This is a genomic window from Dyadobacter linearis, assembly GCF_907165045.1.
GTDB lineage: Bacteria > Bacteroidota > Bacteroidia > Cytophagales > Spirosomataceae > Dyadobacter > Dyadobacter linearis.
This window is the reverse complement of sequence record NZ_CAJRAU010000014.1, coordinates 28,539-41,715: the sequence shown is the minus strand read 5'-3', so window position 1 is coordinate 41,715 and position 13,177 is coordinate 28,539. Positions and strand designations below refer to the sequence as shown.

Sequence of the window (13,177 nt, the reverse complement as noted above, 5' to 3'; positions counted from 1 at the left end):
GATCAATTTAAAGGTGGGGTTTGCGTAGTGGCAACTAAGTTGGGGTTCAGCCAGTCGTCAGCTTTGTCATACATAAGCTGAAACAATGTGCGCTTGGTCACCATAAACCTTGCTTGGAGCGTCATTCCCTTTTTTAGCTTGCCAACATATCCATTGCGCAGACGCAGCGCATTTTGGTCAAGCCTGCATCTGACTTTGAAGAAGGGCGGCTCTTTTCCAGAAGTGTAAACGTCATTAGATATTGACATCACCTGCCCTGTGACCAACCCCCATTGATTATAGTTGTAAGCATCCACTTGCAAGCGGGTGCTTGTTCCAGGATGGATCAGTCCGATGTCCTTTGGCAAAACGTACATTTCTGCAACCATTTGCTCATCGGGCGATATTTCAGCCAGAAATTCATTGGCTGCGACAATGCTGCCGGGCTGCAACCCTTTTAATTGCTGGACGGTCCCACTGATTGGCGCTTTGATTACATAGAAATCTTTTTCGCGTAGGTATTGCTTATCCTGGGAGTTGAGTTCGCGGTTCTTCATTTGCAGCTGGGTCAAGGCAGATTCCCACCGCGCCTGCTCCTGCTCCATGATGGTCTTAATCTTGTTTGTGGCCGTGCTATGAAGCAATAGTGCCCGGTCGTATTCAGCCTCAGAAATGGCCTTAACTTCATAAAGCTTTTTATTTCTTGCAAAATCCTTCTCTACCGTTAGCAGAGTCGTCTTGGCATCGGTAATCTTTTGCCAGAACAACGCAAAATCCTGCTTGTATAAGCCGCTTGATAACCCCGGCTTTCTGCTCCAGTTGTTGGTCCTGCTCAGATGTAGCAGAATGTTCAGGTCTTTAATTTGATTGTCAAAATCGTCTCTTTGCTCCTTTACCAATTGATTTTGTTCTGCCAGGATGTCCGACTCGATTTTCAACAATGTTTGTCCTTTGACAACCCGCTGGTTTTCTGAAACAAAAATTGAGTCTAATCTACCGCTAACAAGTGCCTTGATTTCATTTCTGTCGTCAGTAGCCCGGATCACGCCTACACTTTTTACACTGATATCAACGCTGATTAAAAAAAGCGAAACAAATCCTACGATCAGGATAAGCATCAGTAGTTGATAAACCAGATTAGACCGCGTGCTATGTTGATGGAAATGGTAATCTGAGGTAAATTCCAGGATCTCAGGCGGAAAAATCTTATTCGCGTCAAATTTGTTTCTTTCTTCCATCTCAACTCAGGGTTGTGGGTAACTATGGTAGGTGTTAACTGTCTGTAAGGTTCTTATCAGATGTATCCTATTTAGCAAGCATTTACACAAAAACGGGGACGGCCTGAGCCATCCCCGTTACCTTTGGATGATTTCACTTGCTTATTGCGTTATAGAATTAAAGATTCCACCCAAGTCCAGGCCTAATCCAAAATTTGTCTTTTCAGATGAGCCATCATCATCTACCGATTCATTGCTGAATGCGATTCCCAGCGATCCGAAAAGGCCTCCTGACGAAGCAGAATCGTTGCTGTTACCAAGACCCAAAAGTCCACCATTGATTTCTTTCATTTCTGCGAGATTCAATTCTTGAAATTTCATAATACAATACATTTAGTTAAAAATAGCTTACTCTTTTTCAGGTTTTCTGCTACCCCTGCTGAACAATGCGTTCGGAATGCATAGCTAAACTACCATGCCACAGGGAAACTAAGTACTTGATTATGAAACAACTAAAAGGAATAACATACAACTTAAAAGAATTTTCTTTGTGATCTAAACTCTATTTTTGATCGTATCATGCGTGCGTTACCTTATTACAACTGAGCGAATTTTAGGATCGCAATAATCCGGCAACTAGGCACCAGACGTCATAAAACAATAGTATTATGCCTGCTAGTTGTGGGATATTAGTAAGATTTGCAGATTAGTTTGATTATTGTTAACTAGCGGTGACCTATTTCTCTACAATTGGAGAAAGGCGCACATCAATACCACTTGGTCTGTGTTTTTATTGTTTAAAATTTTTAATCACGAAACTCCACCATATTTGTTGATATACTTACGCCCGCCGGGATGTAGCTACGTCAACCAGAGTACAGTTTAAGTATACTATTTAGAGTATCAAACTTTAAGAGATGTTGATTAGCTCTCAGCGACATTTTCCTTTACCCTCCAGAGTACGCTTAATGACCGTTTAAAACCGACGCTCTTTGAGAAAATCGAAGCTGCAAGGGGGTGGAATAAAGTATCTTGGGAAAGTGAATTTACAGGATAATACGAGTATAGGAAATGTTCAGTAACCTTAACAATATATCAAATAATATAAACAGGATGACTGAATACCAAACTCCAAGGGATCGGAAATACACCGATACACTGATCAGCTCTGCCCCAAAAGAGGCAGAAGCTTTTCTAAATTTAAAACGCACCGCAGAACGGAGTGATGGCGTCATTCCCGTCAGGTATAGAGAACTTATTTCCGTAGCAGTTGCATTGACGACACAATGCTCTTACTGTATTGAAGCACATATAAAAAATGCCATTGTTGCGGGTGCTACAAAAGAAGAGATTGGAGAAACTGTATTTATTGCAGCGGCGCTTCGGGCTGGCGGTGCTGTTGGAAACGGTCTGCTTGCAATGCGTATTTTTGAAGAAGAAGTAGGAAAGAAAAGTTGATGATACTTCACAAATTGTAAGCTAGCAACATATAAAGGCGAAAGGTAGGCGAGAATATCTAGCTCGACTAATCTAAGGTTTGACAGTTTTCTGCCTCCTTTTCAAATCATTTCTTTGACCAATCAATAGCTGCTTGGTTTGAAAAATCGGTGCTTCAAAAAAGGAAATAGGTTTTATCGCTGGTAGGCGTATTGTTTGCACAACAAATTCTCTACAAAAACAAGATCAATAACTTCTGATAAGGATAGGCTAAGGAATATTTGGCCAATGGTTCGGTATTAACAATTGGCCAGATCGCAATTGGTCGTGTGAAACGCGGTACTATCAAAGAAGGATCGACATTGTCACTTTGCAAAGCAGACGGTGTGATCAAAAAAGTGAAAGAACTTCTTCGATCAATGCGATACCGTACTTGTCACAAATCGCCAGCAACTCATTCATTAAGCAAGGCATTCCATACAAATGCACGCAGATCAATGCTTTAAAAAATTGCAACCAAAGTGCACCGCTTACGGGGCTAGCGCTTGCTTTGACAAGGAGCCCAAGAGCTTTGCTGACTTTCACTCTAAAGCAAGCAGAGTAGGTTTGAAAATGATATTAGATAGCAAAATTTTGCCTTTATGAAAAAGGATTAAAGATACTCTTGATAGTGTTGCAAACAAAATGTCTGCTCAATATACTTATCGATTTGTTCTTCTATTCGTAACATGACACAGTAGTTTTGCTCATCCAGTGTGCATTTGAAACGTATATGCAAAAAGACTTCAAGTATACCGAACAGCAATTGGTGCTTGCGCTTAAAGCCAATCAGCGTGCTGCATTTGAGTATTTCTATGATAAATATTCCCCCGGCTTATACGGCAGCATTTGTCAAATCATTCCGGATCAAGAGATAGCCTCGGAAATTTTGCAGGAGGCATTCATCGAGTTCTGGCAAGACATAAGGTATTATGATGTAAACAAAGGAACAATTTTCACCTGGGCACTTAGTATCAGCAGACGAAAGGCGATGGATCGCATCAGAAGTATTGCTTGACAACTGGCTTCATTTGCTAATCGAGCACCGCGTTACCGCGCGTTCACACAACGCCTTTGAAGCTTTCAAATGCCGTTTCGACAGTTTATGAGCTGTTGGGGTGAGCCGGTCCGCAGCAACAAAGAAACTACGCCATCTGAGGAATAAAGTATTGTACATCTAATCATCTGGATACTGAAAGTAAAGCTTAGCCGCTGATCTAAAAATTTAGATAAGCGTCACTGATTATGAACATAATTCGGACAGGCACAGTATTTTATAAAGATAACCATCGGTGTTTCATTAGCTATATGCTTACGGTATGAATCGCTTCTGCGTTCAATGAATTATTTAGTTGCGCGACTTATTTTAATTCAATGGACTTTCAAAGGTCTTTCATCATTTATTAATATGAATAAAAAAGAACTTTCTGACACAGCTCAGCAGCGCCTTATTGAGCAAACCAGAAAAGATGACGCTTATTTCCGATCCATTATTGAAAATAATTCATTTTATATTATCAAAACAGATCTTGAAGGCAGATACACCTATTTGAACCCCTTCTTTTGTAAAATGCTTGATCTACAAGCAGAAGAATGGCTCGGCAAAGAGTCCCTGAGCCTAATTATGCCGGTAGATCATGCGGCTTGTATTGAAACTGTTGAAAAGTGTTTTGCTGATCCACAAAATTCATTTTGGGTAATGCTTAGAAAACCTACCCCTAACGGTGTGCTGCACACACAATGGGAGTTTAAAGTGTTGAAAGATGAAAATGACGCGCCTTGCGAACTACTGTGTATCGGACATGATATTACCCCATTGATATTAAAACAAGAGCAGCTTCTCAGCTTGGTGGATGTGGCGGCTGAACAGAACAAACGCCTGGTTAATTTCACTTACATCATTTCTCATAACGTCCGTTCACATGTAGCCAATATCATTGGTATCCTTAACATCAGTGAAGATTTTGAAGACAGTAAGATGGCCTTGGGAATGATTCATGATAGCACGTTAAGCCTGGATGAAACATTGAACAATCTCAACGAGATTATATCAATACAAGCAAATACAAGCCTGCCAGTCGCTGCTTTAAACGTTTTTGATGAGATATACAGGATATTCCAAAGTATACAAGCGCTCAATTCGGGACCAGATACAACAATAAGTTATCAATTTGACCCAAGTCAAGTTGTAAACATCAATCCTGCTTATTTTGAAAGCATAATTTTGAATCTGATCACCAATGCTTTTAAATATAAATCAACCGAGCGTTCGCTAGAAATTGAACTGAACCTGTACGACGAAGAAAAATACAAAGTATTGACCTTCAAAGATAATGGACTGGGAATTGATCTAGGAAGATACAAGGACCAGCTGTTTGGACTTTATAAAACTTTCCATAGAAATAAGGATGCCAGGGGATTGGGCCTGTATTTAATAAAGACGCAAATTGAAGCGATGAAAGGCAAGATTGAAGTAGAAAGTGAAGTTAACGTAGGCACTACTTTTTACATCTATTTCAATCAAAGTGATATTAGCATTGTCAGCGACACAAATAATAATCTCTAACATCAGAATGGCTGGATACGCAAACATACTTAGTGAGTCACAACGCTTTATCATCGTAGACGATGATAGCGTAAATAACCTGGTATCCACATTTATAATCCAAAGGCATCAAAAAGATGCAGAGATCCATGTATTTGTGGATCCAGAACTTGCCCTGAATAGTATCCAAGAAATAATCGACACCAATCATAATGTGAAAACAATAATTCTTCTGGACATCAACATGCCTATTATGAACGGCTGGGAGTTTTTAGAGGAATTGGCAAAATTAAAAGAAAGTGCCATGAGCGGATTTCGTATTTTTATGCTTTCTTCATCTATGGATCTAATCGACAAGGCAAAGGTTGAAAGTCATACGCTAGTATCGGGCTTTTTCTCCAAACCATTAAGCTTGAACCACCTTAGCACTGCCTGCGGTAATGCGACCTTCACTGATTAATATAATTCTTGTTCCCAGGTCTGTCTGCAAAAGTATGCTTCAAGTAAAATCCCAATAAACATTGCATCTGATTATTTCAGGACTTGTAACCGACTAACGCGCAATTAAGAACCTGTTATGAATCAAAGCTTATACATCGTCGATGATATTCTGATGACCAATTTTTATTTATAAATTGATCAAGGATCTGAAAATGCCATATCTGATAAAATTCTTCAAAAATGGCAAGTCGCTTCATAAGCACATGCTGCAGTTGAGCCGGTCAGGGCAGAGCGCTTATAAACATAAGGCAATCCAGTAAATACAGGAAGGATCGCTGTTGTAATTTACAGCAGCTAGCAGACCAATAGGTAGTCCAAATTATCTTAATGCTCGCGCGCTGGCTTTTTTCGATAAACCAGGCCGGCTCGACAAGCTTGAAAGCTGTTGACCGAAACTGAAAGCATAATTTCTGTGAAAGCCTCAGAAAATAGTTAAATTACTAGAAAGATTAATATGCAAAGTCGCGACATAGTTGTTATTGGATCATCAGCCGGAGGTGTTCATGCTTTAAAGGAAATTGTAAAATCTTTTGACAAGGACTTGTCTGCCAGCATTTTTATTGTGCAGCATTTGGCTGCTGATCATGTCAGTTACCTGCCGCAAATACTTACCAGCCACGGGAAGCTGCCCGCGCTGCACCCCAAAGATGGTGAAGAAATAAAGAAGGGTATGATCTATGTGGCCCCACCGGACCATCACATGATCATTAACGAGGGGCATATTTTGGTAAAAAGAGGCCCAAAAGAAAATAACTTTCGCCCTTCGATTGATGCATTGATGCGTTCTGCTGCTTACTGGTATGGCGGCCGGGTGATAGCCGCCGTGCTGACCGGATATCTCAATGATGGCAGTTCAGGGCTGTGGTCGGTCGAGCAATTTGGCGGTCTTACATTGGTTCAAAGCCCCCAGGACGCGCTTTACCCGGATATGGCCAACAACGCGCTCGAATATGTGGATGCCGATTATACTGTACTTTTAAAAGACATCGGGCCTTTGATTAACCAGCTGGTGGCCCAGCCTGCCGGAACGGGTATAGTGGAAGACAATCTGCTGAAAGTCAGGATGAAGGCAGAAATAAAAATTGCAGCACAAAAAAACGCCTTATCAATGGGCATTAACCACATGGGGGAAAAAACGGATTTAACCTGCCCAGAATGCGGCGGGACACTTACCAGCTTTCAGGAAGGCGAAAGTGTCCGCTACCGTTGCCACACGGGCCATGGATTCTCACAGGGTGCGCTTTGGTCAGGAATTACTGAATCGGTCGAAACAAAATTATGGCAGGCGGTCCGCAGCATGGAGGAAGGCATCCTGTTTTTAGAGCAAGCCGTGACGCGCTGCGAAGTGAGCGGAAATGCGGCTGACGCCAAGGGATTCGAACAAAAAGCCTAAATTCTGCGCATCAGGTCCAAAGCGCTACTGGATTATATCTACTCCCAAGGCCAAATTAGTGACGTTAAGCTCACCTAGCCCTTATAGCTTTTACGGCAAGCATATTGTAACCTTTCGAATTTTTAGAGGAACCCATACTGGAACACACAATGTTTTTCAGCTATTAGGAAGATATTAGGCTTATCTTAGTACTTTATTAGGAAAATAGCAGCGTCTATGGATAAAAAGTACGTTACCCAGGCCTTTGAACTCCGGCTCAAAGGCCGTTTTGATGTTTTACTGGCCTACTATGGCGATAAACTCTTTCAGCTGCCTGCGATTATCGTTGTTGCCCAGATCAAAGACGAGCTCGGCATTTCGATCACCGAGCATTCCATTTATTCACTCAAAAAGCGGCTCAAAAAAAACCAGCTGCAGCAGGCCATTCCACTGCCCGTAGATCCGGCCACAATTGAAAATATACTTCCCTTGCAGGCATAAACCAATAGCACCGGCCAAAACGGACGGTAGTATGATGGTACCCCATTAAAACAAAAATGAAGAAAATTTATCTGGTAGATGATGATGAAGATGACCGGATGTTTGCCCGTCAGGCGCTGGAAAGTGTAACAAAAGATATTGAAATTGTTGAATTGACTGACGGGAACCAGCTGCTTGTAGTGTTGGAGAAAAATCTTTGCACAGATCCTTCGCTGGTATTAATGGATATGAATATGCCCCTTGTTAACGGCATGGAGGCTTTGTCTGCATTAAAAAGCCGTGATGAGTGGCGCCATATACCTGTCGTGCTGTTTTCCACCAGCGAAAATCAAAATACTGTAAAACAGGCCTACCAGCAAGGTGTAAATGCCTATATGGTCAAGCCCAGCACTTTTGAGGGCTACATCCAGATGGCCCATACGGTAAACCTTTGCTTTCTTAATAACTACCCTTCCAGCAGTCTTAAACTGGATGCAGCGGTAAGCGCCGGAAAGAATGTGGTGATCATCGAAGATAATCCAGACCATGCTGAATTGATGGACTTTTCTCTAAAAAAGGGTATCCCGGGGCTAAACATCATCCAGCATAGTTCAGCCGAAAGCGCTGTTAGCTTCTTTGAATCACTTGACCAGAAAGCGTCTGCTGCCGTCGATTTGATTATCCTGGACCTGTATTTGCCTACCCGCAAGCATGGCCTGGATCTGCTGGCCTGGATCCAAATATCTTTTGCCAGTAAAAGTATACCTATTGCGCCTATTGTTGTCGTGAGCGCTTCGGCCCATGACCAGGATATTAAAGCTAGTTATGGCCTTCAGGCAAATGCTTACCTGATTAAAACCGCCCAGCCTGCCCAATTCTTTTCTTATCTGACTGATCTGTGCTACTGTTGGTGGAATACGATTGTTTTTCCCAGGCAGGCCTCTTGATCAGCAGCACCGCAATACTTTATTAAGCCCGGACAACTTTTCCTTATTTGCTATGACTGATCCCGGGCCAACGTCCCAAACTGAAAATACCCAGTACACGAATTTGCAGCCAGGCAAAAAACCGGTACCCATTGTCGCCATAGGCGGCTCGGCCGGTGGTCAACAGGCCATGAGCGAACTTCTGTCTTTTTTACCCGCCGATACGGGGTTAGCCTACGTTTATATCCAGCATCTGTCCCCGGATCACGATAGCAAACTGGAATCTATTCTCTCTTCCAAAACAAGCATGCAGGTTTTGGAAGCGGACCATTTGATGCCTGTGCAGCCAGACCATCTGTATGTGATCCCGCCCGGCAAAGCCATGGAGGTTATCGATGGAGTATTGGTGCTGACACCTAGAAAACCCAAGCCAGAGCCACACCTGCCCATTGACCAATTCTTCTGCTCGCTGGCCGAAAGACAAAAGGACGGGGCAATCGGCATTGTCCTTTCAGGGATGGCCAGTGATGGCACACTCGGCTTAAAAGCGATTAAAGTGGCGGGCGGGATTACCTTTGCGCAAGATGAATCGGCCGCTTTTCAAGGTATGCCCCAGTCGGCCATCATGGAGGGCGTCGTAGATATGGTACTGCCGCCAAAAGACATTGCCGCTGAGCTTTCAAGGCTTAGCAACCATAAAGAAGTCTTTCAGCTTACAGCAGAAACCAATGAAGTTGCCCAGGACGATACTGATAGCGAAGATCTTAGAAAAATACTCGCTTTTGTCAAGTCTGCCGCAGGCGTAGATTTCACGCATTACAAAAAGGCAACCATCCGCAGAAGAATTATCCGCAGGATGCTGCTCTACAAAATTGATACGCTTGCTGGTTATATCGACTATTTAAAAAAGCATCCGGCCGAAGCAGGCACACTCTATAACGATCTGCTCATCAACGTCACCAACTTCTTTCGCGACGCGCCAGCGATGGAATACCTCAAAAAGCAGGTCCTGCCCCAGCTCATCCGCAACAAAGCGGCGAGCGAAGCGGTGCGGATTTGGGTGGCAGGATGTTCAACCGGTCAGGAGGCTTATTCAATGGCCATGATGATGCTGGAAGTGCTGGGCGACAGAGCTGCCAGCCTTCCTGTACAGATTTTCGCTACCGACCTGAGCGATACTGCGATTGCCAAAGCGCGGCTAGGCGTATTTACCAAAAGTGAGCTCACAGATGTTTCGCCTGCGCGGTTAGAACGTTTCTTTTTCAAGGTCGATGACCATTACCGGGTCAACAAATTGGTACGCGACATTTGTGTTTTTGCACCACATAACCTTTTAAGTGACCCGCCGTTTTCAAGGTTAGATTTGATCAGCTGCCGTAACCTTTTAATCTATCTGGATGATGCCCTGCAAAAGAAAGTCTTTGCAACCTTTCATTACGCCCTTAAACCCGATGGATATCTGCTATTAGGCAAGTCTGAGTCTGTGGGCAGTTCGCCGGCGTATTTTACGCAGCTCGAAAAAGCGCAAAAAGTGTTTGCGCGCAAAAATAACACCCAGACCAAAATCCCCCTTGACATGGATTTCAAGAGCAATACCCCTGTCGTTCCCATTATAACAGTCACTACCAAGACAACAGAGCTGGCTTCTGTAAGCGATTTGGACAAATTGGTAGACAACCTGCTGCTTGCCCAATATGTGCCAGCCAGCGTGGTCATAGACCAGGACCTGGAAATTATCCAGTTTAGGGGGAATATGACGCCATTTTTGCAACCTTCGTCTGGCAAGGCAAGTTTGAACCTGACCAAGATGGCCCATCCTTCGCTGGTCTTTGAGCTGCGCAACATTGTCCATAAAGCGCGCAAATCGGCGGAAAGACAAAGGAAAGATGGTTTGGAAATCAGTTATCCCGATAAGCCGGTTTACGTCAATATTGAAGCCGTACCCATTACAAACCCATCCAACCAGCAGCTTTTTCTGGTTTTGTTTGAACAGGTCAGCGAAAACCTGGCTTTGACAACCGATACAGGCGACACTGGCCAGCGAAGCCGCCAGCTTGAAGCTGAGCTTGCCGCGCTGCGGCAGGACATGCATTCGATTGTTGAAGAGCAGGAAGCCAGCAATGAAGAGCTGCAGTCAGCTAACGAAGAAGTTGTCAGCAGCAATGAAGAGCTGCAAAGCATTAACGAAGAGCTTGAAACCAGCAAGGAAGAGATCGAATCTGCCAATGAAGAATTGCAGACCATCAACCAGGAGTTGCAGACCCGAAATGACCAGCTCACCGAGTCCTATGAGTATTCAGAAGCGATCCTTTCGACCATTAATGAGGCTACCCTGGTCCTGGATGAGCATTTGCGTATCAAAAGCGCCAATCAGGCGTTTTACCGTTTCTTTTTAACGGATGCTGCCAGGACCGAAGGGCAATTAATTTATGAGCTCGGCAGCCGGCAGCTTGATTTCTCAGAACTTAGGGACTTATTGCATCAGGTCACTATCAACGACACGGTTGTTAAAGGCATTGAAGCCGATGTACGGATTTCTGCAACCCAGCAGCGGACGATGCTGATCCACGCCAGAAAGCTGACGCTTCATCGGAAGCAGATTATCCTGCTTGGTTTTGAGGACATTACTGTCCACCGCCGTGAACAGCGGCTGCTTCTGGACCGGAAACAGTGGTTCGAAAAACTTGTCGATAATGCGCCCGCCATGATCTGGGTCCGTGGGGCCGATGGCAAGATTAATTTTTTAAACAAAGCCTGGGTTATCTTTACAGGGCAAGCCCACTTGGAAAATGAAGCTGCATTCAATGAAGCAATCCATCCGGCAGACCTGCCATCCTATCAGGACGCTTTTTCCAAAAACCTGGGAAGACAAACAGAATTCAGCTTTGAATACCGGCTCAAAAGAAGTGATGGAGACTACCGCTGGGTACTGGAAAATGCCAGCCCTGTTTTTTTGGAAGATGGGACTTTCAACGGTTATACAGGGAGTGGTGTGGATATACACCTTCAAAAAACGCTGACCGAGCAGCTCAACGAGCATGTTGACCAGAAAACGGCAGCGCTTCAAGATGCTAACCAGTTACTTACCCGGGCTGCAGACCGTCTTCAAAGTGTGCTCAACGGCGTACCCGCATCAGTAACACTGATGGAGCCTATATATGCGGAAGATGGGTCAGTGATAGATTTTACCACCTCCGTATTTAATGGCAAAACGCTGGAATTTACCCAGCAAAGCCGTCAGCATACCTTGGAAAAAACATTGCTTGAAGTGACTCCTGCCTTAAAAGAGGCTGGGCTTTTTGAAAAATATGTGCAGGTGCTTGCCACCGGAGAAAGCGCCTACCAGGAGTTCTCGCCCTTGCCGGGCCAGCTCACACTTGCCTTCTTCATCACGCGGCAGGTAGACAGGACTGGTATTGTGGTCACTGTATTGGATATCACTGCCCGAAAACAGGCCGAGATCAAGTTAACTGAAGTCGTAGAAAGCCTGCAAGCTGTCCTTGACAGCTCTCCGGCATCGATTGCTTTCTTTAAGGCTGTGGACAGCGCTGAACGGCACCCGGCCGATTTCACATTAGTTGTTTGCAATTCGAAGTTTTCGACAGACTTTGGCAAGCCCGTTTCCGAGCTGGTGGGGACGGCCGCATCCGGGCTTCTTTCCTTGCAGCACCAGCAGAATATTCAAGAAGTTTACGCAACCAAAGCGCCGTTCTACGAAGAGCATTTGCTGGACGGGCTACCCAAATGGCTCGCAACTTCCATGACCAGACATGACCATGGGGTAGCAATTACTGAACTGGATATTACCCGTTTGAAGGAAAGCAGTTTTCAGCAAACCAAACTGATCAAGCAGCTGCAAAGCTCCAACGAAATGGTCGAGTCGCTTGCAACCATGAAAGAATATGTGCAGCACCGGGGATCCTTTTTACGGTCTTCGTTCCATGACCTTCGCGGCAGTTTTGGTATCATAGTAGGGGCAACTTCACTTTTTAAGATGATGGATACCCAACAGGAACGCGAAAAGATCCTGGATATGCTGCAACGCAACCTAACGCAGGTCTCAGCGATGATGAACCAGCTGCTGGATTATTCAAGGCTGGAATCAGGCGAAGAAAAACTGCGTATTGGCACCTTTGATGCAGCTACCTTACTGACAGAGCTATGCAGCGGTTCCTCGCAACTGGCGCACGAAAAAAGCCTATACATCCATTTCGAAGGACCAGACCAGCTCACCGTGGAAGGTGACGATGTGAAAGTAAGGCGCATTGCCCAGAACCTGATACTAAACGCGTTAAAATATACTGCCCAAGGTGGTGTAAATGTAAGCTGGGCAGTAGTTGGTCCGTATCAGGATGGAGGACAATTATGGGAACTTATTGTAGCTGACACCGGGCCGGGCATTCCCCAGGAGTTGCTTGCAAAAATGAATGGGGTCGAAGCAAAAGACCATGATGCTGAGCATCAAGCCAATACCCAAGGGCACGGGGAAGGGATTGGCCTTTTTATTATTAAACGCTTGACCGAGCTCTTAAATGCCAAAATGGAAATAAAAAGCGCGTCAGGGCAAGGAACAACATTCCGTTTGATTTTCCCGCAATCTTATGCAGCCCATGTCATAAAAGAGTAATGTCTCGCCTTAAAAAAGAATACAACCTCAATAAAGCGATTGCGATCTTTCGGC

At 44.4% G+C, this 13,177-nt stretch carries 11 protein-coding genes; 8 read left to right on the top strand and 3 right to left on the bottom strand.

What is annotated here, in order from left to right:
* Positions 1-2: 2 nt before the first annotated feature.
* Positions 3-1,217, bottom strand: a complete 1,215-nt coding sequence (locus KOD92_RS26900; protein ID WP_215236711.1) for an HlyD family secretion protein — start codon at positions 1,215-1,217, stop codon at positions 3-5.
* 141 nt (positions 1,218-1,358) lie between these two features.
* Positions 1,359-1,577, bottom strand: coding sequence for a hypothetical protein (locus tag KOD92_RS26895; RefSeq protein WP_215236710.1), 219 nt, complete (start codon positions 1,575-1,577; stop codon positions 1,359-1,361).
* A gap of 732 nt (positions 1,578-2,309) precedes the next feature.
* On the opposite strand from KOD92_RS26895, the gene KOD92_RS26890 reads away from it, so the two are divergent.
* Positions 2,310-2,654, top strand: coding sequence for a carboxymuconolactone decarboxylase family protein (locus tag KOD92_RS26890; RefSeq protein ID WP_215236709.1), 345 nt, complete (start codon positions 2,310-2,312; stop codon positions 2,652-2,654).
* A gap of 369 nt (positions 2,655-3,023) precedes the next feature.
* Here KOD92_RS26890 and KOD92_RS27580 read toward each other — a convergent pair whose 3' ends face one another.
* Positions 3,024-3,218, bottom strand: a complete 195-nt coding sequence (locus KOD92_RS27580; protein WP_255567403.1) for a DegT/DnrJ/EryC1/StrS family aminotransferase — start codon at positions 3,216-3,218, stop codon at positions 3,024-3,026.
* A 187-nt stretch (positions 3,219-3,405) separates the two neighbouring features.
* On the opposite strand from KOD92_RS27580, the gene KOD92_RS26880 reads away from it, so the two are divergent.
* The 7 genes from KOD92_RS26880 to KOD92_RS26850 all read left to right on the top strand — a co-directional run bounded on the left by KOD92_RS26880 (position 3,406) and on the right by KOD92_RS26850 (position 13,123).
* Positions 3,406-3,690 carry an RNA polymerase sigma factor gene (locus KOD92_RS26880; RefSeq protein ID WP_215236708.1) on the top strand — a complete coding sequence of 95 codons (285 nt, stop codon included), beginning with the start codon at positions 3,406-3,408 and terminating at the stop codon, positions 3,688-3,690.
* A 390-nt stretch (positions 3,691-4,080) separates the two neighbouring features.
* A complete protein-coding gene (locus tag KOD92_RS26875) occupies positions 4,081-5,238 on the top strand; it encodes a PAS domain-containing sensor histidine kinase (protein ID WP_215236707.1) in 1,158 nt (385 codons plus the stop codon).
* Between the two features lie 7 nt (positions 5,239-5,245).
* Positions 5,246-5,677: a response regulator gene (locus KOD92_RS26870; protein WP_215236706.1), complete on the top strand. Its 432-nt coding sequence runs from the start codon at positions 5,246-5,248 to the stop codon at positions 5,675-5,677.
* 495 nt (positions 5,678-6,172) lie between these two features.
* Positions 6,173-7,111 carry a chemotaxis protein CheB gene (locus KOD92_RS26865; protein WP_215236705.1) on the top strand — a complete coding sequence of 313 codons (939 nt, stop codon included), beginning with the start codon at positions 6,173-6,175 and terminating at the stop codon, positions 7,109-7,111.
* Between the two features lie 216 nt (positions 7,112-7,327).
* Positions 7,328-7,591: a hypothetical protein gene (locus KOD92_RS26860; RefSeq protein ID WP_215236704.1), complete on the top strand. Its 264-nt coding sequence runs from the start codon at positions 7,328-7,330 to the stop codon at positions 7,589-7,591.
* A gap of 56 nt (positions 7,592-7,647) precedes the next feature.
* Positions 7,648-8,517 carry a response regulator gene (locus KOD92_RS26855; RefSeq protein WP_215236703.1) on the top strand — a complete coding sequence of 290 codons (870 nt, stop codon included), beginning with the start codon at positions 7,648-7,650 and terminating at the stop codon, positions 8,515-8,517.
* Positions 8,518-8,569: 52 nt separating this feature from the next.
* On the top strand, positions 8,570-13,123 hold the full coding sequence (locus KOD92_RS26850; RefSeq protein ID WP_215236702.1) for a CheR family methyltransferase: 4,554 nt from the start codon (positions 8,570-8,572) through the stop codon (positions 13,121-13,123).
* The last annotated feature ends 54 nt before the right edge of the window (positions 13,124-13,177 follow it).